The 25,393-nt window shown below is 68.2% G+C and carries 26 protein-coding genes; 12 read left to right on the top strand and 14 right to left on the bottom strand.

The genetic code is table 11. From position 1 onward, the window contains the following. Positions 1–6: 6 nt before the first annotated feature. From ACYVN4_RS31630 to ACYVN4_RS31670, 9 genes are all read right to left on the bottom strand, one after another. Entirely contained in the window at positions 7–708 is a 702-nt protein-coding gene (locus ACYVN4_RS31630; RefSeq protein WP_460725644.1) for a response regulator, read from the bottom strand. Further along, the gene (locus ACYVN4_RS31635) at positions 705–3,224 is read right to left on the bottom strand and encodes an ATP-binding protein (protein ID WP_460725645.1); all 2,520 of its coding nucleotides are present in this window, start codon (positions 3,222–3,224) and stop codon (positions 705–707) included. Before ACYVN4_RS31635 ends, ACYVN4_RS31630 begins: the two co-directional genes overlap by 4 nt. Continuing rightward, entirely contained in the window at positions 3,221–3,373 is a 153-nt protein-coding gene (locus ACYVN4_RS31640; RefSeq protein WP_460725646.1) for a hypothetical protein, read from the bottom strand. The genes ACYVN4_RS31635 and ACYVN4_RS31640 overlap by 4 nt, the downstream gene beginning before the upstream one ends. Positions 3,374–3,555: 182 nt before the next feature. Next, positions 3,556–3,852: a hypothetical protein gene (locus tag ACYVN4_RS31645; protein WP_460725647.1), complete on the bottom strand. Its 297-nt coding sequence runs from the start codon at positions 3,850–3,852 to the stop codon at positions 3,556–3,558. After that, positions 3,849–4,130, bottom strand: coding sequence for a hypothetical protein (locus ACYVN4_RS31650; RefSeq protein WP_460725648.1), 282 nt, complete (start codon positions 4,128–4,130; stop codon positions 3,849–3,851). Before ACYVN4_RS31650 ends, ACYVN4_RS31645 begins: the two co-directional genes overlap by 4 nt. Then, positions 4,117–4,566: a hypothetical protein gene (locus tag ACYVN4_RS31655; protein WP_460725649.1), complete on the bottom strand. Its 450-nt coding sequence runs from the start codon at positions 4,564–4,566 to the stop codon at positions 4,117–4,119. Before ACYVN4_RS31655 ends, ACYVN4_RS31650 begins: the two co-directional genes overlap by 14 nt. A 9-nt stretch (positions 4,567–4,575) precedes the next feature. Then, entirely contained in the window at positions 4,576–5,925 is a 1,350-nt protein-coding gene (locus ACYVN4_RS31660; RefSeq protein WP_460725650.1) for a hypothetical protein, read from the bottom strand. Positions 5,926–5,959: 34 nt separating this feature from the next. Beyond that, positions 5,960–6,301 (bottom strand): hypothetical protein, encoded by a 342-nt coding sequence (locus tag ACYVN4_RS31665; RefSeq protein ID WP_460725651.1) that lies wholly within the window; start codon positions 6,299–6,301, stop codon positions 5,960–5,962. Positions 6,302–6,318: 17 nt separating this feature from the next. Beyond that, complete coding sequence (locus ACYVN4_RS31670; RefSeq protein WP_460725652.1) at positions 6,319–7,035, bottom strand: hypothetical protein; 717 nt, start codon at positions 7,033–7,035, stop codon at positions 6,319–6,321. A 203-nt stretch (positions 7,036–7,238) separates the two neighbouring features. Here ACYVN4_RS31670 and ACYVN4_RS31675 point away from each other — a divergent pair, with 203 nt between their 5' ends. From ACYVN4_RS31675 to ACYVN4_RS31705, 7 genes are all read left to right on the top strand, one after another. Beyond that, a complete protein-coding gene (locus ACYVN4_RS31675) occupies positions 7,239–8,594 on the top strand; it encodes an MFS transporter (RefSeq protein WP_460725653.1) in 1,356 nt (451 codons plus the stop codon). A 57-nt stretch (positions 8,595–8,651) separates the two neighbouring features. Next, on the top strand, positions 8,652–10,388 hold the full coding sequence (locus ACYVN4_RS31680; protein ID WP_460725654.1) for a serine/threonine-protein kinase: 1,737 nt from the start codon (positions 8,652–8,654) through the stop codon (positions 10,386–10,388). A 209-nt stretch (positions 10,389–10,597) separates the two neighbouring features. Beyond that, complete coding sequence (locus ACYVN4_RS31685) at positions 10,598–10,708, top strand: potassium-transporting ATPase (protein WP_460725655.1); 111 nt, start codon at positions 10,598–10,600, stop codon at positions 10,706–10,708. Beyond that, positions 10,705–10,791: a K(+)-transporting ATPase subunit F gene (gene kdpF / locus ACYVN4_RS31690; protein ID WP_157514163.1), complete on the top strand. Its 87-nt coding sequence runs from the start codon at positions 10,705–10,707 to the stop codon at positions 10,789–10,791. The genes ACYVN4_RS31685 and kdpF overlap by 4 nt, the downstream gene beginning before the upstream one ends. Next, positions 10,792–12,468 carry a potassium-transporting ATPase subunit KdpA gene (gene kdpA, locus ACYVN4_RS31695; RefSeq protein ID WP_460725656.1) on the top strand — a complete coding sequence of 559 codons (1,677 nt, stop codon included), beginning with the start codon at positions 10,792–10,794 and terminating at the stop codon, positions 12,466–12,468. Continuing rightward, on the top strand, positions 12,465–14,609 hold the full coding sequence (gene kdpB, locus ACYVN4_RS31700) for a potassium-transporting ATPase subunit KdpB (protein WP_460725657.1): 2,145 nt from the start codon (positions 12,465–12,467) through the stop codon (positions 14,607–14,609). Before kdpA ends, kdpB begins: the two co-directional genes overlap by 4 nt. After that, on the top strand, positions 14,609–15,538 hold the full coding sequence (locus tag ACYVN4_RS31705) for a potassium-transporting ATPase subunit C (RefSeq protein ID WP_460725658.1): 930 nt from the start codon (positions 14,609–14,611) through the stop codon (positions 15,536–15,538). Before kdpB ends, ACYVN4_RS31705 begins: the two co-directional genes overlap by 1 nt. Positions 15,539–15,594: 56 nt before the next feature. On the opposite strand, the gene ACYVN4_RS31710 is transcribed toward ACYVN4_RS31705, so the two are convergent. Together ACYVN4_RS31710 and ACYVN4_RS31715 are read right to left on the bottom strand one after the other, a co-directional pair. Then, positions 15,595–16,077, bottom strand: coding sequence for an SRPBCC family protein (locus tag ACYVN4_RS31710; RefSeq protein ID WP_460725659.1), 483 nt, complete (start codon positions 16,075–16,077; stop codon positions 15,595–15,597). Then, positions 16,074–16,379 carry an ArsR/SmtB family transcription factor gene (locus tag ACYVN4_RS31715; protein WP_460726774.1) on the bottom strand — a complete coding sequence of 102 codons (306 nt, stop codon included), beginning with the start codon at positions 16,377–16,379 and terminating at the stop codon, positions 16,074–16,076. Before ACYVN4_RS31715 ends, ACYVN4_RS31710 begins: the two co-directional genes overlap by 4 nt. A gap of 212 nt (positions 16,380–16,591) precedes the next feature. On the opposite strand from ACYVN4_RS31715, the gene ACYVN4_RS31720 reads away from it, so the two are divergent. Next, complete coding sequence (locus ACYVN4_RS31720; RefSeq protein ID WP_460725660.1) at positions 16,592–16,951, top strand: hypothetical protein; 360 nt, start codon at positions 16,592–16,594, stop codon at positions 16,949–16,951. Here ACYVN4_RS31720 and ACYVN4_RS31725 read toward each other — a convergent pair. Continuing rightward, the gene (locus ACYVN4_RS31725) at positions 16,948–17,505 is read right to left on the bottom strand and encodes an Rv1733c family protein (RefSeq protein WP_460725661.1); all 558 of its coding nucleotides are present in this window, start codon (positions 17,503–17,505) and stop codon (positions 16,948–16,950) included. The genes ACYVN4_RS31720 and ACYVN4_RS31725 overlap by 4 nt on opposite strands. Before the next feature lie 402 nt (positions 17,506–17,907). On the opposite strand from ACYVN4_RS31725, the gene ACYVN4_RS31730 reads away from it, so the two are divergent. The 3 genes from ACYVN4_RS31730 (at position 17,908) to ACYVN4_RS31740 (ending at position 21,002) form a co-directional block, all read left to right on the top strand. Further along, the gene (locus tag ACYVN4_RS31730) at positions 17,908–18,726 is read left to right on the top strand and encodes an SDR family NAD(P)-dependent oxidoreductase (RefSeq protein WP_460725662.1); all 819 of its coding nucleotides are present in this window, start codon (positions 17,908–17,910) and stop codon (positions 18,724–18,726) included. Positions 18,727–18,753: 27 nt separating this feature from the next. Continuing rightward, positions 18,754–18,831, top strand: coding sequence for a 50S ribosomal protein bL37 (locus ACYVN4_RS31735; protein ID WP_379448814.1), 78 nt, complete (start codon positions 18,754–18,756; stop codon positions 18,829–18,831). A gap of 293 nt (positions 18,832–19,124) precedes the next feature. After that, a complete protein-coding gene (locus tag ACYVN4_RS31740) occupies positions 19,125–21,002 on the top strand; it encodes a potassium transporter Kup (protein WP_460726777.1) in 1,878 nt (625 codons plus the stop codon). A 9-nt stretch (positions 21,003–21,011) separates the two neighbouring features. Here ACYVN4_RS31740 and ACYVN4_RS31745 read toward each other — a convergent pair whose 3' ends face one another. Beyond that, positions 21,012–22,958, bottom strand: coding sequence for an ATP-binding protein (locus tag ACYVN4_RS31745; protein ID WP_460725663.1), 1,947 nt, complete (start codon positions 22,956–22,958; stop codon positions 21,012–21,014). Positions 22,959–23,117: 159 nt separating this feature from the next. On the opposite strand from ACYVN4_RS31745, the gene ACYVN4_RS31750 reads away from it, so the two are divergent. Further along, complete coding sequence (locus ACYVN4_RS31750) at positions 23,118–23,792, top strand: phosphate signaling complex PhoU family protein (protein ID WP_460725664.1); 675 nt, start codon at positions 23,118–23,120, stop codon at positions 23,790–23,792. 7 nt (positions 23,793–23,799) lie between these two features. On the opposite strand, the gene ACYVN4_RS31755 is transcribed toward ACYVN4_RS31750, so the two are convergent. Continuing rightward, on the bottom strand, positions 23,800–25,332 hold the full coding sequence (locus tag ACYVN4_RS31755; protein WP_460725665.1) for a substrate-binding domain-containing protein: 1,533 nt from the start codon (positions 25,330–25,332) through the stop codon (positions 23,800–23,802). Positions 25,333–25,393 lie beyond the last annotated feature (61 nt).

Genomic DNA, 25,393 nt, shown 5'->3' on the forward strand with positions numbered 1-25,393 from the left:
AGGTGTCTACGACTGGAAGCGGTAGCCCATGCCTGCTTCCGTCAGGAGATGCTTCGGCTGCGAGGGGTCGTCCTCGAGTTTGCGGCGCAGCTGGGCGAGATACACCCGCAGGTAATGGGTTTCGGTGGCGTACGACGGGCCCCACACCTCGCGCAGCAGTTCGCGGCGGCCGACCAACTTGCCCTTGTTGCGGACCAGCATCTCCAGCACACCCCACTCGGTGGGGGTCAGGTGCACGTCGTGGCCGTGGCGGGTCACCTTCTTCGCGGTGAGATCCACCGTGAAGGAACCGGTTTCGATGATCGGCTCGGCGGCGTCGTTGGTATTGGCGGAGCGGCGGACCGCGGCGCGCAGCCGGGCCAGCAGTTCGTCCATGCCGAACGGCTTGGTGACGTAGTCGTCGGCGCCGGCGTCGAGGGCCTCCACCTTGTCCGAGGAGTCGGTGCGCGCGGAGAGCACGATGACCGGGGCGGTCGACCAGCCGCGCAGACCCGCGAGCACCTCGATGCCGTCCATATCGGGCAGGCCGAGGTCGAGAATGATGACGTCGGGGTGCTTTTCGGCGGCGGCCCGCAGGGCGGCCCCGCCATTGGACGCGGTCGTCACCTCGTAGCCGCGCACCGACAGATTGATGCGCAGGGCGCGCAGGATCTGTGGTTCGTCATCGACCACCAGCACTCTGGTCGGCGCTGCCGCCGCGTTCGTCACCCGTTCTCCTCTGCCGTGCCCGCGGGGTCGTCCCCGGCGGGCAGATCGATCACCATTGTCAGTCCGCCGCCGGGGGTGGGCTCCGCGTGCACGGTGCCGTCCATGGCGTCCACGAAGCCGCGAACCACCGACAGTCCCAAGCCCACACCGGTGGAGTTGTCGCGGTCGCCGAGCCGCTGGAACGGCTCGAAAAGCTGGTCCTCGAGGCCCGTCGGAACGCCCGGACCCGTATCGACCACGGTAACCGCCACCCGTTTGCCGACCTGCTCGGCGGCCACCCGCACCACCGAATCGCGCGGCGAGTAGCGGGCGGCATTGTCGATCAGGTTGGCCAGCACCCGTTCCAGCAGACCGGGATCGGCGCGCACCGAGACGGCGTCCACATCCACCTTCACCCGGTCCATGGTGGTGCGGCGCATGCCGCGGGTACCCATGCCCATGAGCGCGTGATGCACCACCTCGTCCAGATACACCTTGCGCACCTGCGGCTTGATCACCCCGACCGCCAGTCGCGAGGAGTCCAGCAGGTTGCCGACCAGGGCGGTCAGCTGATCCACGGATTCCTCGATGGTCTCCAGCAATTCGGCGGTGTCCTCCGGGGAGAACTCGACATCGTCGCTGCGCAGACTCGACGCCGCCGCCTTGGCCGCGGCCAGCGGGGTGCGCAGGTCGTGGCTGACCGCCGAGAGCAGCGCGCGGCGCAGCTTGTCGGCCTCCATGACCGCCTGGGCGGCGCTGGCCTCCTCCTGCAACTGGGTCTGATGCACCAGTCCGGCTGCCTGATTCGCGACCGCGCCGAGCACGAGGCGGTCCCCGGAGGTCACGGGACGTCCGCGCAGTAGCAGCCAGTGCATGTCATCGCCTGCCTCCAATGCGGTCAGGGAGTCGTCGACCTTGGACGGTGGGTTCTCGCCCGCCGAGGCGACCACGGTGTCGTCGGCGATCAGGCTGACCGCCTCCTGTCCCCAGGTCTCGCGGGCGCGCTCGAGCAGATCCTGCAGATCCGCGCCGTGCAGCACCGAGCCCGCGAACAGGGCGAGCAGTTCGGCCTGCCGGGAAGCCTTGCGCGCCTCCCGGGTTCGCTTGGCCGCCACATCGACCAGGGCCGCCACCGCGACAGCCACGGCCAGCAGGACCACGATGGTGAGGAAGTTGTCCAGTTGCGCGATGGTCAGGCTGTAGCGCGGTTCGGTGAAGAACCAGTTGAGCAGGATGCCCGACAGAATCGCCGACAGCGCCGCCGGGGCCACGCCGCCCAGCAGTGCGACCGCGAGCACGCCGATGAAGAACAGGGCGCTCTCCCCGCTGAGATCCAGCAGGCGATCGAGCCAGAAATAGATGACGGCACAGATCACCGACGGCACCAGGAAGGCCGCCGACCAGGAACCGATCTTGCGTTCGCCGCGGGTCAGCGAGGACCACCGGAAGCCGCCGCCCTTGTTGGATTCCTCGTGGGTCACCATGTGCACGTCGATCTTTCCGGACTCCTGCACCACGGTCGCGCCGATGCCCTCGTCGACCATGCGGGCCCAGCGCGAGCGCCGGGAGGTGCCCAGCACCAGCTGGGTGGCATTGACCTGGCGCGCGAAATCCAGCAGCGCCGAGGGCACGTCCTCGCCGGTGACGGTGTGCAGGCTGGCGTCGAGGCTGGTGGCCAGGTCGCGCAGGCGGCCCAGCCGCTGCTGCGACACCCCGGCCAGGCCGTCACCGCGCACGATGTGCAGCACGATCAGCTCGGCGCTGGACTTGGCGGCGATGCGGCTGGCGCGGCGCACGATGGTCTCGGATTCCGGGCCGCCGGTCACCGCCACCACCACCCGTTCGCGGGCCTCCCAGGTCTTGGTGATCTTGTGGTCCTCGCGGTATTTGGCGAGGGCGGCGTCCACCTGATCGGCCAGCCACAGCAGGGCCAGTTCGCGCAGTGCGGTCAGATTGCCGGGGCGGAAGTAGTTGCGCAGCGCGGCGTCCACCTTCTCGGCGGCGTACACGTTGCCGTGGGACATTCTGCGGCGCAACGCTTCCGGGGTGATGTCGACCAGTTCCACCTGGTCGGCGGAGCGAACCACCCAGTCCGGCACGGTTTCCCGCTGCACGATGCCGGTGATCTGCTCGACCACGTCGTTGAGGCTCTCGAGGTGCTGCACATTGACCGTGGACACCACATCGATGCCCGCGTCCAGCAGCTCCTGCACGTCCTGCCAGCGCTTCTCGTTCTTGCTGCCCGGCACATTGGTGTGCGCCAGCTCGTCGACCAGCACCACGGCCGGTCGCCGGCGCAGCACGGCCTCGACATCCAGTTCGGGCATGCTCGTGCCGCGGTACTCGATCATTCGGGGCGGGATGCGTTCGATCCCGCCCAGCATTTCCGCGGTCTTGGAGCGGCCGTGCGTCTCGACGACGGCGGCCACCACATCGCGGCCGCGTTCCACCCGCCGGTGCGCTTCGGAGAGCATCGAGAAGGTTTTGCCCACGCCGGGGGCAGCGCCGAGATAGATGCGTAGTTGACCGCGTTTCACTCGTCCATCATCGCGCGAGGTGCGCGGATGCCCTGCTGCGCCGTGCGGACGGGTGCGCGAGTCCCTTCGGTGGTGGCCAGCACGCGCAGCACGAGCGCGCATCCGACGAATCCGAAGATCACCATCAGGGTGACGGCGAGGTGCGCCACGGCTTCTCCTTACCTCTGTGCCCGGGTATGTGCCCGGCCGCGTTCGAAAGGGGCGCGGCCGGACTCTCCACTCATACCTTCTGCGCTGGTCAAGTCGCCGATCCTGACGGTTTCTTTACGCCCGTGTGTCGTGATGTTGACGGCATCCGAGCGGCCGCCGACCGGGCGTGTCGAGCCGTTGTCTAGGTGAGGGTTTCGCTCAGCCGGGCCAGCAGCGCGGCGCGCTGGTCGGCGACGTCGGCGGCGGCCGCGCCGATGGTTTCGGTGATGTCGAAGGCGGCCTGGTGCGGCGGTCGGGCGGTGATGGATTCCGACAGCCACAGGCCGGTCAGTTCACCGTCGCCCGCCACGTGGGCGGTGATGGCGCCGTCGGGGCTGGTGGCGCGGCCGGTCAGCCGGGCCAGTCCGTCGGAGGCGAGGGTGAGGGCCTCGAGCTGATCGGCGACCTCGGCGATCAGGGCCCGCATATCGGCGCTCACAGGGCACGCACCCAGCTACGCGGGACATCGTCGGCGGTCGGGGCGTCGAGGCGGTCGAGTTCGGCGGCCACGGTCGCGGGGTCGGGCAGGCCGAGGCGATCGAGCAGCACCGGGGCCAGCCCGATACCGGCGAGGGTTTCGCGGCGGCGAGCCCGCGCGAGCAGGGTCGAGCGTTGCGCCAGGCGCACGATCTCGGCGGCCAGGGCGGCTGCGCCGTGCGCGTAATCGCCGACCTCGAACTGCAATCCGGTCACGATGCCCTGATCAGTGCAGGTCACCGCGACGGTGCCGGCCGGGCTGCTGCTGGTCGCGATCGCCACCAGATCGGTGCTCGCTGGCTCGCTCATGAGGATGGGCCTCGATTTCGATGGAGATGGTGGTCGACAGCTCGATCGAGGACATGACCTCGATCTCGTGATACGTGGTCTCGGTTTCGATGCGCCCCATGGCGATCGCGGTGGACTCGGCGCCGAGCACGGGCTCGGCGGCCGCCATCGGGCCCCACAGCGCGTCCGCACGCTCGGGGGCGCCCCAGAGTGTCGTGGTCTGACCGGGCCGCGCCATCGGGGCCTCGCCGAGGTCGAGGATGCTGCGCGCCGGGCCGTAGTCCTCCTCGACGGGGTCGGGCTCGGGCACGGGAGCCGGTGGGGGAGTGGGGTTGGTCGGCAGGGTCGGGCCCGCGAATCCGCGCAGGCCGCCGAACAAGTCGGGCATGAGGGGCTCCTAGGGGGTGTTCGGGGGCGACGTCACGCCCGCCTGGCCGTCGCGGGGACGGCCGGTGGGAGCGGGCGAGATCGGGGTGACGCCCGCCTGGCCGTCACGCGCGAGTCCCGGGGCCGGGATCGAGGTGACGCCCGCCTGACCGTCGCGGGGTTGTTGGATGTCGTTGCCGGGCTTGGGGTCTGCCGTGATCGGTGGTACGGGTGCGCCGCCGTGGTGGGGGACGGGGCCGGGGTCGGGAACCGGGCTGGGGTCCGGGACGGCGCTGTAGTCGGGAAGGGGGCTGGGGTCGGGAACAGTGCCGGGGTCGGGCACGCCCGCGCTGGGCGGGGTGGATTGTGGTGGCGCGCTGGGGGGTTGATCCGGTGTCGTATCGGCCGGGGCCGGAGTCGTGCCGTCGGGCTGCGGAGAAGTGCCGCCGGCCAACGCATTCTGGAGTGCGGTCTCGGCCTGCTGGATACCGGTGGTGATCGCCTGCGTCGCCGCGGACAGTGCGTTCTGGATGGCCTGTTGGGCGGCTTGCAGCGGATCGGTCGGCGTCGGCTGGGCGGTGGTGTCGGCACCCGGCGTGGTGTCGGTGCCGGACTCCGGATCGGTACCGGACTGCGGATCGGTGCCGTTTCCCGGATCGGTGCCCGACGGCGGGTTGGTGGCGGGCTCGGGTGTACTCGAATCCGGTTGGGCCGTCTCCTGATTCGGGAGCGAGGCGCCGGTGAAGGCGTCGGCCTGGCTGCCGGCGGGCACCGCGAGTCCGGGCTGCCCCTGGGCGGGCACGGCGAGGCCGGGCTGGCCCGTGGAATCGGAGACGGGGGTGACCTCCGGGGTGGTCACGTGCGGCTGGTCCTGCGCGAGCTGGGTGGTCAGCGCGTCCATTTCACCGTCGGCGGCCTTGATCACGCCCACTCCGCTCTGCAGGCGGTCGGCGGCCAGGGTCACGACCGCGTCCAGGTCCGCCTGGGAGCGTGCGGAATTCACCAACGGTGTGGCTTGGGTGCGGAAGTCGGAGATCAACGAGTCGAGCGCGGCGGCGGCCTTGTCCCGAACGCCGTAGGCCGAGGTCAGCAGCGGCGCGAAGGCCGGAGCCACGTCGGACAGGGCCGCGACCTCACCGCTGGTCTTCTTGATCACCGGCACCGCGGCGGCGGCGGTCTCGGTGGCCGCCAGCGGGGTGAGGCCGCCGCGGTGGGTGTCGTCGGAAGCGCGCACCACCCCGGGGACCGCCGACATCGCCGACAGCCCGGCCGCATCCGGGCGGGCGCCGTCGCCGAGGGCGGCGCGCAGTTTCACCAGCGGCGCGACCAGCGCGGTCACCAGCGCCGGTTCACTCGCATCGGCTTGGAATCCGGTCTGCAAATCGTTGTCCCCCTATCGGTTTCGCGCGGGTCGGCTAGGCCTGGATTTCGTCCGTGCCCGGTATTGTGCCCGCGATCTGCGCGGCGGACTCGGTATCGACCGCGCCGAGCACCCGGCCCCAGCCGGTGATGGCCTGGCCGTAGCCGTCGGTGACGGCCGCGGCGGTGCCGAGGTGACCGGAGTGATCGCTCCACGCCCGGCTCCAGGCCGCCGCGAATTCCGCACCGAACAGGCCCAACCCGGACAGGTCCAGTCCGGCCACGGTGGCGGCATGGTCGCGGGCGGTGCCCAGCAGCGTGGCCGCCTGGTCGGCGGCCTTGGTGTAGGCCGCGGCTGCCGGGTAGTCCCACACCACGCGATCACGGTTGTTCTCCATGCGTGTGTCGTCCTCTCTCACTGGGCTTTCCGGATTCCGGTGATCAGCACCCGCCCGCCGACCTCGGCGGTGGTGATGGTCTGCGCCCACTGCTGCGGTGTCGGGTCGGTCGGATACTGCTCGGACAGCGTGACATTCCAGGTGTCGCCGGTATCGCCCGTGGCGCGGGTGATGTGCGCGCAGTACTTCGTGTCCACCGGCATCGAATCGATCCCGGCCTGAATGGTTTCCGCGGTCGGCACCTGCGCGTCGGCGGTCACCCATTCGCGGGCGCGGGCGCCGGATCTGTCGCTGTAGTAGGCCCATTCGAAGCCGAGGATCGCGCCCGGCCCGGTCGCCGGGTCGCCGGGACCGGCTCCGGTGACGGTGTCGCCGGTGATGGTGGTGAAGCAACCGGCGGTGGCGTGCGGATAGCTGTCGGCCGGTGGTGAGGTGGCGATGGCGCTGGTGACGGCGGCCGGGCCCTCGCCGGTCAGGGTCGGTGTCGCCGGTGCGTGGTGCCTGCTGTTGGCCACGACCACCAGCGCGATCGAGACGGCCATGCCTGCCCCGATGATGATCGCCGACTTCGGGATGCGTCGTCGCTCTCGGGGTGCGCGGTGGCGGGAATTGAGGACGGCACGGAGATGATCATCGGGGGTGGCGCGGGGCTCGGCCTTGCCGGTAGTACGGCGCTGGGGCTTGCCCGTGGTGTGGCGCTGCCGGGGCTGGGCGCGGTCGGCGGGTTTCGGCAAAGTCGCTGCTCCCCCTCGAATCGGTACGCCCACAAGACGGTAACGCGATCATCGGGTTGTGCGCTACGGCTGGCTGTCTGCCCGGGTGTCCGTCCGGTGGTGCCGCGTCGCCGACCCTGCGGTCTCTTTGCGGTCGTGTGTCGGGTTGTTGACGACATCCGACCAGGCAGTTTGCCGATGGTGAGCGTGGGTAAGGGTCTGTGATGCGAGATTCGACGGAACCCGACAGACCCGACTTCCCGCTGCGGCGGTCGGTCATCGCGAGCGCCCTGGGCAATGCCACCGAATGGTTCGACTACGGCGTGTACGCGGCCACGGCCGGCTACCTCACCGCGGCCTTCTTCCCGGGCACACTGGGGACGCTCGGCACCATGCTGGGCTTCGCCGTCTCGTTCGTGCTGCGGCCACTGGGCGGCATGGTCTGGGGTCCGCTGGGCGACCGCATCGGCCGTAAGGCGGTGCTGGCCACCACGATCCTGCTCATGTCGGTGGCCACCGGCGCCATCGGCATCCTGCCCACCCATGCCACGGCGGGTGTGCTCGCGCCGATCCTGCTGATCGGTCTGCGCGTAGTACAGGGCTTCTCCACCGGCGGTGAATACGGCGGTGCGGCAACCTATCTCGCGGAATGCGCGGGGGACCGCAGGCGGGGGTTCCTGGGTAGCTTCCTCGAAGTCGGCACGCTCGCGGGCTTTGTCGGCGGTTCGGCGGTGGTGCTGGTCTGTCAGCTCGCGCTCGGGTCGGAGGCCATGTACGCGGGCGGCTGGCGCATCCCGTTCCTGCTGGCGGTCCCGCTGGGCCTGACCGGTTGGTATCTGCGGGCCAAGCTGGACGAGTCGCCGGTGTTCACCGAGTTGTCCGAGCGCCCGGATCGGGTCACCCCGCCGGGCGGTCTGCGCGTCGTGCTCACCACCTACCGCCGCGAGCTGTTCACCCTGATCGGCCTGGTGGTGGCGCTCAACGTGGTGAACTACACGCTCCTCACCTACCAGCCGACCTACCTGCAACACACCCTCGGCGTGGGCGAATCCACCACCACCGCCATGATGTTGATCGGCCAGCTGGTGATGATGGTGGCGCTGCCGTTCTTCGGCCGCCTCTCCGACCGGATCGGGCGGCGCCCGCTGTGGCTGGCCTCGCTGCTCGGGCTCGCCGTGCTGGCGACGCCCATGTATTGGCTGATGGGTCGCGGGATCGTGTGGGCCGTCCTCGGATTCATCGTGCTGGGCCTGCTGTACGTGCCGCAGCTGTCGACCATCAGCTCGACCTTCCCGGCCATCTTCCCGACCCAGGTGCGCTACGCGGGATTCGCCTTGGGCTACAACGTGTCCACGGCCCTGTTCGGCGGGACCGCCCCGCTGGTCAACGAAGCGGTCATAGAACGGACCGGTTGGTCGCTGTTCCCGGCGGGCTATATGGTGGCCGCGTCACTGATCGGCCTGGTCGCGTGCGCTTTCCTGCGGGAGACGGCGGGAACCTCGCTGCACGGCACCGAGATTCCGGAGGCCGGGGCTCCTGGATTGGTGGCCGCGGCGTCGGCGCCTGGCGGTCGGTCATAGAAGACCGGCTGGTACGAAATCTCGCGCGGCGGGGACACCGACCCTAAGCTGTCGTCCGTGAATTCCGGGCGGTCAATGGTCGACGGGCGTTTCGAGTTGATCGAACCACTCGGTAGCGGCGGCATGGGCACGGTGTGGCGGGCCTACGACGTCGCGCTGCATCGTGAGGTCGCGCTGAAAGAGGTGCGCGCCGAGGGCGACGAGGGCACCTCGGCGGAGGTGCGGCGCGAACGCGTGCTGCGCGAGGCGCGGGCGCTGGCGCGGATCAGTCACCCGAATGTGGTGGCCATTCACCACATCGTGGACACCCCCGCCGAGAAGCACCCGTGGATCGTGATGGAACTCGTCGCGGGCGGATCGCTGTCGGACCGGATGGCGGAGGGCGCGATGTCGCCCGAGCAGGCGGCCTGGGTCGGGCGCGGGATTCTGGCCGGACTGCGGGCGGCGCACGCGGTGGGGGTGCTGCACCGGGACGTGAAACCGCCGAATGTGCTGCTGCGCGTGGACGGTTCGCCCGTGCTGACCGACTTCGGTATCGCCGCGGTGAACGATCTGACCGGGCTGACCTCCACCGGCAGCGTGGTCGGGTCGCTACCGTACGTGGCGCCGGAACGGCTACAGGGTCAGGAGGGCAACCCGGCCTCCGATCTCTGGTCGCTCGGCCTGGTCATGTTCGCGGCGGTCGAGGGCTATCAGCCCATGCGCCGCGACACCGATGTGGCCACCCTCGCGGCGGTGCTCATGGGCGCGGTGCCGCCGCCCCGGCAGGCCGGACCGCTGACCCCGGTGCTGCAGGCGCTGTTGGTCCCCGATCCCGGCCAGCGCCCGCCCGCGGATCAGGTCGACCGCATGCTCGCCCAGGTGACCGGGACCGGCCCGCCCCCGGTGGAACCGCTTGCCTACCCGCCGTCTTCGGGTTCGCACCCGACCGTCACCTCGCCGCAGGACTTCACGCCTCCGCCCCGGGACCTCAGGCCCACCGCGCAGTGGGACCCGACACCGCCGTCGCAGCCGGTGGGATTTCCTGTTGCCCAGGGGTTTTCTGCGCCGGGCTATCCGATAGCCCAACAGCCACGGGACTTCTCGGCTCCGCCGCCGTTCCCGCTGATCCCGCCGGATTCGATCAGACCTGCACCGCAAGGTAATTCGCGCGTGTGGATCCTCGCCGGTGTGGCGGCCGTGCTCGCGGTCGTGGTGGTGGCGGGCATCGCCCTGTGGCCGAATTCGTCCGGTGGGCAGGGGAATTCGGCTCAGCCGAGCGCGCCCGCACTGCCGCCCGGCGTGACGATCGGGCCGGGAGTGACCATCGGGCCGGGGGTGACGGGGCCGACGACCACCGCCAAGGCGACCGCCACCGGCGATCTGCTCACGCCCGACGGCATCCGCAAGGCCATCACCGCTCTGCAGCAGGCCACCGGCGGCAATCAGTTCAACGAGACCACCATCTATCCGGATTTCATCACCACCGACGTGCCGGTCAAGGGACAGCCCAAGGATTTCGACTCGTACACCCTGCGGAACGGGGTGGTGAAGCGCGACGGTGCGGGCCATGTGATCGGCGACGCCACCGTCGACCTGACCATCTTCGACTGGGACAAGCTGCCGGATCTGCTCGCGGCCGCGGAACAGACGCTCAATGTGCAGAATCCGACGAACCGCTACCTGATCGTGCAACCCGCCTGGGTCTTCAACGACAACCAGCCGATGCTGCTGGTCTATCTGTCCAACGATTACGGCGGCGGCTATCTGGCGGCTACGACGGACGGCACGGTCGTCAAGACGTATCCGAAGTAGCCACCGAGACCCACGCGCCACGGCCCCGGAGAGCATCCGCTCCCCGGGGCCTTTTCGTTGTCTCCGCCCTGCTGGGCGCCGTCCTGTGACGCGCGACGCGACCGGCGTAAGCGGACCGTCAATGCGGAGGTCTGGGACGCTAAGAAGGCGTAAACGACCTCGGAAATGGGCTATTCGGGCGCTTGACTCACTCCGGCGCGTCTCGGGACGTGCCGTCAGAAGAGAGGTTTCGAGAGATGTCCGTCGTGGTGTTCACGGTGCTGACGGTGGCGATCTTCGCCCTGTTCGGCTTGATCCAACGCGGGGTGGAACGGCTGTGACTCAGAACATTATCGGTCTGGTCCTGGCCATCGGCATCGCCGTTTATCTAGTGGCAGCGCTGCTGTATCCGGAGAGGTTCTGAGTGAGCACGACAACAGCGGGGATCCTGTTCGCAGTATCCCTGGTCATCGCGCTGGCCGCGGTGCATGTGCCGCTGGGCGACTACATGTACCGGGCTTACAGCAGTGAGAAACACTCCAAGGCCGAAAAAGGCATCTACAAGCTGATCGGCGTGCAGCCGGGCGTGGAGATGACCTGGGCCGTCTATGCCCGCAGCGTGCTGGCCTTCTCGGCCATCAGCGTGCTGTTCCTCTTCTTCCTGCAGCTGATCCAGGGCAAACTGCCGCTGCACCTGCATGATCCGGGCACCAAGATGACCGCGGATCTGGCCTGGAACACCGCGATCAGCTTCGTCACGAACACGAACTGGCAGAACTACGCCGGTGAATCGACGATGGGTCACGTCGTGCAGGCCGTCGGCCTGTCGGTGCAGAACTTCGTCTCGGCGGCCGTCGGCATGGCCGTGGCGGTCGCGCTGGTGCGCGGCTTCGCCCGGCGCCACACCGCCGAGCTCGGCAACTTCTGGGTGGATCTGGTGAGGGGAACCATCCGCATCCTGTTGCCGCTGGCGGTCGTGTTCGCCATCGTGCTCGTCGCGGGTGGCGTCATCCAGAACCTGCACGTCTACGACCAGGTCGCGCAGACGGTCGGCAACACCGGTTCGCAAACCCTGCCGGGCGGACCCGTTGCCAGCCAGGAAGCGATCAAGCTGCTCGGCACCAACGGCGGCGGTTTCTTCAACGTGAACTCCGCGCACCCGTTCGAGAACCCGACGGCGTGGATCAACTGGGTCGAGATCTTCATGCTGCTGGTGATCAGCTTCTCGCTGCCGCGCACCTTCGGTCGCATGATCGGCTCCAAGAAGCAGGGCGCGGCCATCGCCGCGGTCATGGCCACCCTGGCCATCTTCAGCGTCACGCTGATGAACCTCTTCCAGCTGCAGCACCACGGCACCGTGCCGTCGGCGATCGGCGCGTCCATGGAGGGCGTGGAAACCCGCTTCGGCGTGGCGAATTCGGCGACCTTCGCGGCGGCGACCACGCTCACCTCGACCGGTGCGGTGGACTCCGCGCACGACTCGTACACCAGCCTCGGCGGCATGATGACCATGTTCAACATGCAGCTCGGTGAGGTCGCGCCCGGTGGTACCGGTTCGGGTCTCTACGGTCTGCTGATCCTGGCGGTCATCACCGTGTTCGTGGCGGGCCTGATGGTCGGCCGCACCCCGGAGTACCTGGGCAAGAAGATCAACCCGCGCGAGATCAAGCTGGCCGCCGCCTATTTCCTGGTGACGCCGCTGATCGTGCTGACCGGTACCGCCGTCGCCATGGCGCTGCCGGGCGAGCGCGCCGGAATGGCCAACTCGGGTCCGCATGGTTTGTCGGAAGTGTTGTACGCCTTCACTTCCGCGGCCAACAACAATGGTTCGGCCTTCGCCGGTCTGTCGGGCAATACGCCATGGTGGAACACCGCGCTGGGTCTGGCCATGGTGTTCGGCCGCTTCATTCCGATGATCTTCGCGCTGGCGCTGGCCGGTTCGCTGGCGGCTCAGGGTCACACCCCCGCCTCCGAGGGCACGCTGCCGACGCATCGGCCGCAGTTCGTCGGCATGGTCGCGGGCGTCACCATCATCCTGGTCGCGCTCACCTTCCTGCCCATGCTGGCGCTCGGCCCGCTCGCTGAAGGAATCCACTCATGAGCACTCCCGTAATCGATTCCGCGCCGGTGACAGACGCGCCCGGCGGCTCGAAACGTGGCGTCGCGGCCGGGTTGTTCGACCCCAAGATGCTGGTCAAGGCCCTGCCGGACGCGGTGAAGAAGCTGGATCCGCGCACCATGTGGCGCAATCCGGTGATGCTGATCGTCGAGATCGGCGCGGTCTGGTCCACCATCCTCGCGATCACCAAGCCGACGTTCTTCTCTTGGGCCATCGTCGTATGGCTCTGGCTGACGGTGATTTTCGCCAACCTGGCCGAGGCCGTGGCCGAGGGGCGCGGCAAGGCGCAGGCCGATGCCCTGCGAAAGGCCAAGACCGACACCGTCGCTCGCCGTCTCGTGAACTGGTCCCCCGGTGCACGGGTGGTCGAGGAGAGCGTCGCGGCTCCGGAACTGCAGCGTGGCGACTTCGTGGTCGTCGAGGCTGGACAGGTCATCCCCGGCGACGGTGATGTCGTGGAAGGCATTGCCTCGGTGGACGAGTCGGCCATCACCGGTGAATCCGCGCCGGTGATCCGCGAGTCCGGCGGTGACCGTTCCGCGGTCACCGGCGGCACCACGGTGCTGTCGGACCGGGTGGTCGTCAAGATCACCCAGGAGCCGGGCGGCTCGTTCATCGACAAGATGATCGCGCTGGTCGAGGGCGCCTCGCGGCAGAAGACGCCGAACGAGATCGCGCTCAACATCCTGCTGGCCGCGCTCACGATCATCTTCGTGTTCGCGGTGGCGACCCTGCAGCCGCTGGCCATCTACTCCAATATCGGTGGCATCGTCAGCAACCAGGCGCTCGACATCAACGGTGTCACCGGCATCGTGATGGTCTCGCTGCTGGTCTGCCTGATCCCGACCACCATCGGCGCGCTGTTGTCCGCCATCGGTATTGCCGGTATGGACCGCCTCGTGCAGCGCAATGTGCTCGCCATGTCCGGTCGTGCCGTCGAGGCCGCCGGCGATGTGAACACGCTGCTGCTGGACAAGACCGGCACCATCACCCTGGGTAACCGTCAGGCCTCGGACTTCGTGCCGATGCCGGGCATCACCGCCGACGAAATGGCCGATGTCGCACAGCTTTCCAGCCTCGCGGACGAGACCCCCGAGGGCCGCTCCATCGTGGTGTACGCGAAGACCGCGTACAACAAGCGGGAGCGCACCCCCGGTGAGCTCACCGGCGCGACCTGGGTGGAATTCACCGCCCAGACCCGCATGTCGGGTGTGGACCTGGCCGACGGTCTCCAGCTGCGCAAGGGCGCGGCCAGCGCCGTCACCGAATGGGTGCGCAGCAACGGCGGGGAGATCCCCAACGAGGTCGGCGTGACCGTCGACGGCATCTCCGCTTCCGGTGGCACCCCGCTGGTGGTGGCGGAGATCAAGCAGGGCACCGCCAAGCTGATCGGCGTCATTCATCTGAAAGACGTTGTAAAGCAGGGCATGCGGGAGCGCTTCGACGAGATGCGCAAGATGGGCATCCGCACGGTGATGATCACCGGCGACAATCCGTTGACCGCCAAGGCGATTGCCGACGAGGCGGGCGTGGACGACTTCCTCGCGGAGGCGACTCCGGAGGACAAGCTCGCGCTCATCAAGAAGGAGCAGGCCGGTGGCCGCATGGTCGCCATGACCGGCGACGGCACCAACGACGCGCCCGCCCTCGCCCAGGCCGACGTGGGTGTGGCCATGAACACCGGTACTTCCGCCGCCAAGGAAGCCGGCAACATGGTCGACCTGGATTCCGACCCGACCAAGCTGATCGAGATCGTGGAGATCGGCAAGCAGTTGCTGATCACCCGTGGTGCACTCACCACGTTCTCGATCGCCAACGACATCGCCAAGTACTTCGCGATCATTCCCGCGATGTTCGTGGCGCTGTTCCCGGGCCTGGACGTCCTCAACATCATGCGGCTGCATTCGCCGCAGTCGGCGATCCTGTCGGCGGTCATCTTCAACGCGCTCGTCATCGTGGGTCTGATCCCGCTGGCGCTGCGCGGTGTGAACTACCGGCCGTCGTCCGCGTCGAAACTGTTGAGCCGCAACCTGTACATCTACGGCATCGGCGGCATCGTCGCGCCGTTCATCGGGATCAAGCTCATCGACCTTGTCATTCAATTCTTCCCCGGGATGTCCTAATGCGTATGTCAGCCTGGATCAGGCAACATGTGGCGGCGCTGCGCGCGCTGCTGGTGCTCACGGTGATCACCGGGCTCATCTACCCGGCCGTGATTCTGGGTATCTCGCAGATACCCGGTCTCAAGGACAAAGCAGACGGGTCGCTGATCACCAAGGACGGAAAACTGGTGGGCTCCAGCCTGATCGGGCAGGCGTTCACCGACGGCAAGGGCAACGTGCTGGTGCAGTACTTCCAGACGCGCCCGTCCAACTCGGCCCCCTCCGACGGCAGCATTCCCGACGGCTACGACCCGACCAACACCTCCTTCGGCAATATGGGTCCGGAGTCCGTGGTGGACACCCTGGACGCCAGTGACCCGAAGAAGGACAAGCAGAGCCTGCTGAGCACGGTGTGCTCGCGCAGCGCGGCGGTCGGTCAGCTCGAGGGCGTGGATGGCTCTCGTCCGTACTGCACCTCCGGCGGCGTCGGTTCGGTGCTGGCGCTCATGGGCGAGCGGGACGCGCACGGCAAGGTGACCCACCCGACCCAGGTGATCAGCATCAACGAGGCCTGCTCGACCGATGCCAAGAACCCGACCGTGCCGTTCCTGGACGCGTACGAGGGTGTGAAGGTCGAGTGCGCCAAGCGCGGCGAGGACTACTCGAACGGTCAGATCGTGCCGATCCGCGGCGACGCCTCGGTCGACACCCCGGTGCCGACCGACGCGGTGACCGCCTCGGGCTCCGGTCTGGACCCGCAGATCTCGCCAGAGTACGCAGCCATCCAGGTGGCCCGGGTCGCCAAGGCGCGCGGCGTTTCTCCCGATCAGATCAAGGCCGTCGTGGACGCTCACAAGAGCGGACGGGCCCTGGGCTTCATGGGTGAGCCCACGGTCAACGTCGTCGACCTGAACTACGACCTGGACAGCAAGTACCCGTTCAAGGGCTGATCAGTCGATACCAGGGCCCTGGTCGCTTCACGAGAGCGGCCGGGGCCCTTGGCTTTTCACCCTTGTGCCGCGGCGGCCTTCGCGAAGAGTTCTAGCATGGTGCTCCAGCCGCCGCCCTGTTCGGCGATCGCCTCGTAGATGCCCTTGCCCTCGACGAGTCGGTCGAGGTAGCGGTGTTCGAGTTCGACCCCGGTTTGCGCGGGTCCTTCAGGGGTGAAACGGATTTCGATCTCACTGGCATGCGCGGGGTCAGCATCGAATTGCCAGTAGCCGTTGATCTGCCAGGTCAGTACCAGCCGATGCGGCGGCTCCCAGGCCAGCACGCGACCCCATTCGCACTCCACGCCGTCGACCCCGCGCTCGTACCAGCGTCCACCGGTGCGGGGTTCGATGATCGCGTCGGCCATCGCGGATTGCCCGATGTGATAGTCGGCGGGCCACCAACTGCCGAAGTTCTCGGTGAAGAACGCGAAGGCCTGGTCGAGCGGCATCGCGACGGTCGCTTTGCCTTGCAGGACAGGCAGTTCGGGTGTGCTCATGGCTGTTGCTCCTGTTCGGGATCGGGTGCCGCCGCGTCGGCGGCCTTCTGAAAAGCGGTCAACGCGTCATCCCAGATCCGCTGGAAGTACGCCTGTATCGCGGCCAGCCCCTCCGGATTGATCCGATAGATCCGCCGCGTCCCCTCCGCCGTGGCCACCACCAGACCCCCGTCCTTGAGCACCCGCAGATGTTGCGACACCGCCTGCCGCGTGATCGGTAAGGACTCGGCCAACTCACCCACCGAGCAGGGCTGCCGCGCCAACCGCTCGAAGATCGCCCGCCGCATCGGATCGCCCAGCATCCCCAGATCGACATCTCTGAAAGCCGCCACTTACGTAAGTATTCGCTTTCACAACCCCCAGCGCAACCCCTCGCCCCGAGCCGTACGAATCCCGTCAATACGCAGGTCAACAGCGCCAGGGATGCGTCAAGGTGCCTATCGCCCCCAGATCACCGCGCCTACCGTCCAGTTTCTGTCCGGTTCTCGTTTCGGACAGCGAGGAGATGGTGGAGATGTCCGGCGATTGCGAAGACCCGGTGATGCTGGACGAGCTGATCACCCACCGCTACGTAATCGAGATCCTCGATCTGCTCTCCGAATCCGGCTGCACCACAGCACTTCTGGTCAGAATCCTGAAGGCACCGAGTCCAGATCTGGCGGCCGCCCTCCGCCTGATCGCCGCACACGGCCTGCTCTCGACCGCCGAGCCCGGCAGCTGGGACGAGCCCCTGCTGGTCCCCGGAGCCCTCCACCTGACCGATCGGGGCGAGGCGGTCGCACGAATCCTGTCGCATCCGACGGTGGCCCGGGCGCTATCCGGCGATCGGCCACACGCCACCCGTCACCTGTTCCGGCGCCGAGGGCGGGTCTAGCGCGAACCACCGGTTCGTGCGCAGGTCTCGAGCCGGTGTCGAATCGAGGCCAGGGCGATCCATACCGAAAACGCAATGGCCAGAGCGAATCCCGTCCCATTGCCGATGCCGCGCAGCAGTGCGGTACCGGCTGGGGCGGGAGGGGCAGCGGGTGTGCCGTCTGCGGACAGCCAGACGTGGACCGCTGCGCCTCGGAATGCGAAGTTCCCTACCGGTGCGGTCTGCGAGCGGGTCTGGTTTCCGTCGTGCCACACCACTTCGGCCACGTTGTGATGGTCGGTGTACACGGGATCGGTGACGACGGTGGCGATGAACTCGGTCTTGGCCGCGTCCGCTGCCCGGATCCGTGCCGCCTCGGCGGTGTAGCCCGCCGTGCCGATCGTCAGTGCTATCGGGACGGCCAGCAGGCAGAGCGCGAAACCGAGGATTGCGGCACTGGAAAGCATGCGATCGGCGGTGCGCATCAAGGGGTTTCGGTTCCAGGGGCCCAGACGCCACAGTCGGACGAATGCGGACGGCAGCCGGGGCTCCGCCGCCGCGTCGAGACGAAACATCCGCACAACCTACGACCGGCCGCCGAGGCTCATCTACGCATTGACGAGCTCCTGTCGCGCTGCTCGGCGTGCTTGACGAAACCTATACGGGTTCAGGCCATTCGACTCGTCGAGCTGTCAAGGATTCGTCAATCCATCCCCGGGCGTCTTGCCCGGGGATCCGGGATGGGCTGATATCGCAGTATGACCACAACCGTCCTGGAGCTGTACGGCTTCGGGAGCGAGGACGAGCCGCCCAGTCGGGTTTAGCCGTTCGTCAAATCCTGTGCCGCGCAGTTGATCTGCGCCGTGCTCTGTCGTCGCCACATGGGCGATATTCCGAACAATCTCGCGACTCTGCTCGCGACCCCTGTCGCGCGGCTGATCTTCGGTTCAGGCCGTGCGCATTCTGATGGGAGACCTATGTCCGCAAGTTCGTCCAGCACCCGCACCGTTCTCGTCACCGGTGCCGAGGGGCGCCTCGGTTTCGCTACCGCGGAAAGGGTGATCGCCGATGGCGATACGGTCATCGCGCACATTCTGGACAAGAGTCAGGCCGATGAAACGGTGCGGCTGCTGCAGGCGGCCGCACGGCCGGGGCAGGTGCGCATGGTGCAGGGCGACTTCGCGCGCCTGAGCGAGGTCGAGGAGCTCGGGCGCGCTCTGGCCGCGGAGCTTTCCGGGCTGGACGCGCTGATCCATACCGCATCCATCGCTGCCCCGCAGGCGAAGACCCACACCGAGGACGGTCATGAGCTGACGTTCCAGGTGAATTACCTTGCGCCGCAACGACTCACCATGGCACTCGTGCCCGCGTTGGCGGCTGCACACGGCCGGGTGGTCGCCGTGACCTCGCGGCTGCACCGCGGCGGCAATATCGACTACTCGGATCTGGATCGCAACCGTGGCATCTACACGCAGGACGCGATCTACGCGCAGGCCAAGTTGGCGCTGACCATGTTCAGCCGCTCGCTGGCCGAGACCGGTCCGACCGGGCTGACCTCGGTCAGCGTGGACCCCGCCGACTTCGAGATCGACGTGCCGCAGCTGCGGAGCCACCGCGGTGCGCCCCTCACGATGGCCGTCGATGTGCTGGTCGCGCTGAGCGCACCGGGTACCCCGGTGGTGAACGGCGGCTACTACGAAGGCTACGAACAGGCCAATGCCGCTGCGCTGGTCCGCAATTCGCGCGCGCGTACGCGACTGGCCGCTTGGAGCAATCGGCTCGCGCGCACCGCGTGATCATCTGACATCCCGACAGGAAAGAACATGTCCAAACGAGCCCGAAAGAAGCGCGCCCGCCGGCTGAAGAAGGCCAACCACGGCCACCGGCCCAACCAGCGCTGAAAAGCCTGCGGCCCTCCCAGCACCGGCATGTCACGGTCGGCCGAGGATAGGAGCCGCCGTGGAACCCACAGGTGTCCACGGCGGCTTCGTCGTTTTGTGGCAACGGGTCGGCTCGGGTCCGGTGACGTGTCGGGAGTTGTGGCGTCGCAGCCGGTATCGTCCGGCACGACGCGCGGAACTGCCCGCACGGAGGAGGAAGCACCGTGACCGAGCAACGACCCAGCGAGACGACAGGCGATGCGCCCGCGGCCCCATCGGCCTCGGGCGCGTCGGTCGCGCACGATACCGCGAAACTGGGGGTGGTGGTCGGCGCGCTCGGCGTGGTCTTCGGCGATATCGGCACCAGCCCGATCTACACCTTGCAGACCGTGTTCGATCCCGGTGACCCGCACCCGGTTCCGGTCAGCCGGGAGAACGTGTTCGGGGTCGTCTCGCTGGTGTTCTGGTCGGTCATGATCATCGTGACCGTCACCTACGTGCTGCTGGCCATGCGCGCCGACAACGATGGTGAGGGCGGCATCATGGCGCTGATCACGTTGTTGCGCAGGTGGGTCGCGCCGGGTGGGCGGCGGACGGCCATGGTGTTGTCGGCGCTCGGGATCTTCGGTGCGTCACTGTTCTTCGGCGACAGCATGATCACACCCGCGATCTCGGTGCTGTCCGCGGTCGAGGGCTTGAAGGTCGTGCAGCCCTCGCTCGCCGATCTGGTCGTCCCGATCACGGTGGTGATCATCATCGGCTTGTTCCTGGTGCAGCGCCGCGGCACCGCGGCCGTGGGCCGGATGTTCGGGCCGGTGATGATCGTGTGGTTCGCGACCATCGGCGTGCTGGGCGTGACCGGCATCGCCAAGCACGCGGAGATCCTGAAGGCGCTGTGGCCGAGCTACGCGCTGGGATTCCTGTTCGGCCACTTCGGAATCGCGTTCTTCGCCCTCGCCGCGATCGTGCTGGCGGTCACCGGCGCGGAGGCGCTCTACGCGGACATGGGGCACTTTGGCCGCCGCGCCATCACCCGCGGCTGGTTGTTCCTCGTCTTCCCGGCTTGCGCATTGAGCTACATGGGCCAGGGCGCATTGATTCTCGACGATTCGAGCAATATCAGCGCCCCGTTCTTCCTGCTGGTGCCGGGCTGGGGTCGACTGCCGATGGTCATCCTGGCCACGGCCGCCACCGTCATCGCCTCGCAGGCGGTGATCACCGGCGCGTATTCGGTTGCCGCACAGGCCGCTCAGCTCGGCTACCTGCCCCGGCTGCGGATCGCGCACACCTCCGAATCGACGATCGGTCAGATCTACGTGCCGTGGATCAACTGGCTGCTCATGGTCTCGGTGCTGACCCTGGTCTTCGCGTTCCGCAGTTCGGCGGCGCTGGCCTTCGCCTTCGGCATGGCCGTCACCGGCACCATCACCATCTCGACCCTGTTGTTCTTCTATGTCGCACGGGCGCGATGGCGCACGCCCGTGTGGCTGATCGTGGTGGGCGCGACCCCGCTGCTCATTGTCGATCTGTTGTTCTTCGCGGCGAACCTGACCAAGTTCGTGCACGGCGCCTGGTTGCCGCTGCTGATCGGCCTGACCGCGTTCACGATCATGACCACCTGGCAGCGGGGCCGCGAAATCGTCACGGCGGAAAGGGAAGAGCGCGAGGGCTCGCTGCGCGTGTTCATCGATCACCTGCAGGAGCAGCGGCCCGCGATCGTCACCGTCCCCGGCACCGCGGTATTCCTCAACCGCGGCAAGGAAACCGCCCCGCTGGCCATGCGCGCCAATGTTCAGCACAACCATGTGCGCCATCAGCAGGTCGTGTTCCTGTCGATCAAAACCGAACTGGTCCCACGCATTCCGGCCGACCAGCGCATCGCCGTCGACCATCTGGACTTCCGGGACGACGGCATCATCCACGTCACCGCGCGCTACGGCTACGCCGAAACCCCCGACGTCCCGGCCGCCCTGGCCCTGGTCGACCCGGCCGAAACCGAAGGCCCCCTGGACCTGGAGCACGCCTCCTACTTCCTGTCCACCATCGAACTGCTCCCCGGCTCGGCCCCGACCATGGCGCGCTGGCGCAAACGCCTGTTCATCGCGACCAGCCACATCACGGCGGACGCCGCCGAATACTTCGGCCTGCCGCGCGAGCGCACGGTCATCATGGGTTCGCAGGTCGAGGTGTAGTTCGGGCCGCTAGATCGCACGTTCTAGGGTGACCGTCATGGTCAGGCCTCCACCCGGGGTGGCCTCGGGAACAATGGTGGCGCCCATGGCTTCTGCCAGGCCGCGCGCCAGCGCCAGGCCAAGCCCGATGCCGTTGCCGTTGTGGCGGTCACCGAGGCGCTGGAACGGCAGGAACACGCGCTCATGGTCGGCGGGGTCGATGCCGGGCCCGTGATCGATGACCTGGATCCGGACGGTTCCGTTCCCGGTGCCGACGGCCGCCACGGTCGGTGGCCGATCGTCGGGGCTGTAGCGCAGCGCGTTGGCGACGAGGTTCACCAGGACCCGTTCCAGCAGTACGGAATCCGCCCGGATCGCCGGGAGCAGCGGGTCGACGGCGACGTCCACCAGGCCGGTGGCGTCGAGGTCGTGCAGCGCCCGCGGCAGGACCCGGTCGAGGGTGACGTCTTCGAAGTGGACGCCGATGACACCGGCCTGCAATCGGCTCATGTCGAGCAGGTTGGTGACCAGACGGTTGAGGCGCGTGAGGGATTCGGCGGCCGCATCCAGCAATTGGTCCCGATCCTCGACGGAGAACTCGACGCTGTTGTCCTGCAGGCTCGTGACCGCCGCCATGGCCCCGGCCAGCGGGGTGCGCAGGTCGTGACTCACGGCGGCCAGCAGCGCGGTGCGCATCCGGTCTGTTTCGGTGAGCGGCGCGACCGCGGCGGCCTGTTCGGCCAGCCGCTGCTGCTTCAAGGCGACGGCCGCCTGGACCGCGAAGGCCGCGGCGACGCGTTGGTCGGCGGCCTCGAGGCGTCGCCCCCGCAACGCCAGGGTGAGCCGGTCGTCCGCGGGCACCTCGACGTCGCCGCAACCCGGTGCCGTGCAGGGTTCGCCGCCGCTGGTGGCCACGATCCGCCAGCGATCCGGATCGTGGCGCAGCTCCGGATCGTCCACGCTGTCCTCCTGCCGCTCCAACAGCGTGACCGCATCCATGCCGAAGCTCTCGCGTACCCGCTCCAGCAGGGCGGGCAGGGCCGAATCACCGCGCAGCACACTGCCCGCGAGCGTCGAGAGGGTGTCGGATTCGGCGTGCGCCCGGGCCGCCTCGGCGGTGCGCCGCGCGGCCGCCTCGACCGTGGCGCTCACCGCGACCGCCACCACCAGGAAGATCACCAGCGCGAGCAGATTGCCGCGATCACCCACGGCCAGACTGTGTTTGGGCGGAATCAGGAAGTAGTCGAGCAATGCGAATCCGCCGACGGCCGCGAGGGCGGCCGGGTAGAGCCCGCCGATCAGCGCGACCGTGACGACCGCTCCGAACAGCAACACGATGGTGGCCGCCAACGGCAGCCCGATCGCGAGTGCGGCGGCGAGCACACCGGGCAGCCCGACCAGCGCCGCCGCGAGCCCGATCAGCCTGCGCCGCATGCTCAATGCGGGCGGCGTATGCCAGCCGCGCCGGGAGGTGTGCGTCCTCTCGTGCGGCACCAGGTGCACATCGATCGCGTCCGAACGGACACTGATCGTCGCGCCGACCCCGGCCGACAGCCGTGCCGCCAGCGGCCCCCGCCGACTCGCGCCCAGCACCAGCTGCGTGGCGTTCACGCCCCGCGCGAAATCCAGGATGGCCGTGGGGATGTCGTTGCCGATCACCTGGTGGTAGCTGCCGCCGAGATCCTCGACCAGCCGCCGCTGCCGGGCCAGGTGATCGGGACCGGCGTCGACGAGCCCGTCACTGCGCGTCACATGGACGGCGAGCAGATCCGCACCGGTGTTCCGGCCCGCGATGCGCGCGGCGCGCCGGACGATGGCGTCGCCCTCGGGCTCGCCGTCGCAGGCAACCACGATGCACTCGCGAGTCTCCGGGATCCGGGTGATGGGGTGTTCGGGTCGAGTGTCCCCGAGCTGGATCCCTACTCGCCTCCGCATCGGAGTTTTCGTCATCATCGCCCCGCATCGCACAGTGGACATCGACGCCACAGTAGGACGGTTGACCGGCCGTCAGCGCCGTGGCCTGCAATCTTTTCGGAATCCGAACGGCGGTGACCGTAAAGGAACAATTCGGAAGACGGCCTGTTCTTCGCGCTTTCTTGACGGACACCGGACCGAATCTCGAGAAGGATGGGGCACATGCGTACTCGGTTCCATCACAACCTCGACGAGCTGGCCGGGCGGCTGCGGACGACCTGCGAGCTCGACCGCGCCGCGATCGAACTGGCGACGCAAGCCTTGCTGACGGCCGACCTCGATCGAGCGGAGCAGGCGATCGACCGATGCGTCCGAATCGCCGGGATGCGCGAGGCCAGCGAACACGCCGCGATGACCTTGCTCGCGCTGCAGGCGCCCGTGGCGAGCGAACTGCGCCGGGTGGTCACAGCGATCCAGCTCGTCGGCGACCTGACCCGAATGGGCGTGCTGGCCAATCACATTGCGCTGATCGCCCGCCGTCGGCATCCCGCCTGCGCGATTCCCGAGGCCTCGGCACCGGTGATCGCCCGCATGGGTGCCGTCGCCGTCGCGGTGGCCGAAAGTGCTGTCGCGGTGTTGAACTCGTGCGATCCCTACGACGCCGCGCGACTCGACAACCAGGACGACCTCATGGACCAGCTCCACCACTCCGTCCTCGACGCCGTGCTGGCACCCGATTTCGACGGTGGCGTCATCGCCGCGGTCGACCTCGCCCTCGTGGCGCGCTACTACGAGCGCTTCGCCGACCACGCCGTCGAGGTCGGCCGCCGGACGATCTTCATGACCACCGGCGAATCACCGGAGCACTGGACCGCCCGCACCAACCTGTCCGCCTGAAGGCGCCTCACGGCGTGCAGGTCGTCGGGTTCGGCAGTTCGCCGCAGGGCGTGTTGCCGTGGGCGCGCAGGACGTCCTTGCCGGTGCCGGTGGTGAGGAACCGGAGGAAGGCGGCGGCGAGGGAGTCGGCGGGCAATTCGCCGTTGCTGTAGGCGTATTCGACGCTCCAGAACGGGTAGGTGTGATCGAGGGCCTGGTCGCGGCCCGCCGGGTGGCCGTCGATGCTGACGGTCTGGATGCCGGGAGTCTTGGTGGCGTCGGAGTATTCGCTGTAACCGATCGAACCCGGCAGTTCCGCAATGATTTTCACCATGTCGTTGGTGACCGGGGCCTCGCAGAAGGAGGCGCCGGGCGGGTTGGTGGCCTCGAGGGTGCGGCATCCGGTGGCGGCCGGCGCAGGGGGCTGGTCGTTGCCGAGCACGCGGGCGCGGAACGTCTCCCGGGTACCGGAGCCCAGCGCCCGATTCACCACGCGCACCGGCAGATCCGGGCCGCCGACCTGCTGCCAGTTGCCGACGTGGCCCGCGTAGACATCGCGGATCTGCTGGGCGGTCAGATCGTGCACGCCCACACCGGGATTGACGATTATCGTGTACAGCGACAGGGTCAGGGTGCGGGGGAGCAGGGTCGGGTATCCGACGCCCTTGGGGCCGTCGGTGATGGCGAGCAGGCCCGGATTGTTCTTGCCCTCCTCGTCCAGGCGGCTCAAACCCCGGTCGCTGCTGTCGAATTCGAATGCGAACTGCGCGCCGGAGCAATGCTTGGCGTACGCATCGGCCGCGTCCCGGACGGCGGGCTCGAAGGCGGTGGAGCCGACCAGCGTCAGCTTGCCCGCGACGCAGTCCTCGGCGTTCGACGACGTCGAGCCGTCGTTCAGAGTGAACGCGAACTGTACCGCGATCACCGCCACCAGAAATCCGATGAGCGCCACCAGCTTCGGTGACGCGCCGACCCGGCTGCGGGTCTCCGATACCCGCCCGCCCTTGAGCTTGGCCCGCACCACCGGATCCGGGTAGGCCCCCGCCCCGGCCGTGCGCTGCAGAATCGCGAGGATCTTGTAGTGGTCGCCGCGATCCATCGGCACCTTCGGCAGGTCGATGATCCCGCTGCGATTCAGCGCGTCCTCGCGGCTGCCGATCCCGGTGCCCGGCTTCAGGCTGTCGCCCAGGGCGTCGTCGGACAGTTCGGTCACCGCCATCCCGATGACCCGGCGGTGCGGGAATCGGATGTGCAGCCCGACCGGTTCACTGTCCGGCACGGCGTAATCGGTGCTGTCCACGTCGGTGATGCCGTTGTTCTCGATCCGCACCAACACCAGCGACAGATCCTGCAGATCCGGCGCGGTGCCCCCGCCGTCCGGGCGCAACTGCGGCAGCACCCCCGGGAACACCGATTCGATCTCGCCGGTGACGGGCGTATCCATCTGCACCCGATACCCGAGCCGCTTGCGCCCCACCAGCACGAATTCCCAGATGAATGCCAGGATCGGCACGGCGATGCCGATCAGGGCCAGCACGATGTCCAAGGGAAAGCCGTTCACAGAAACCCCGAATTCTGTTGTCCTACTGTCCTACCGCGGTAACGGTCGAGAGTAGGACCGT

It is taken from the genome of Nocardia heshunensis (assembly GCF_054782115.1).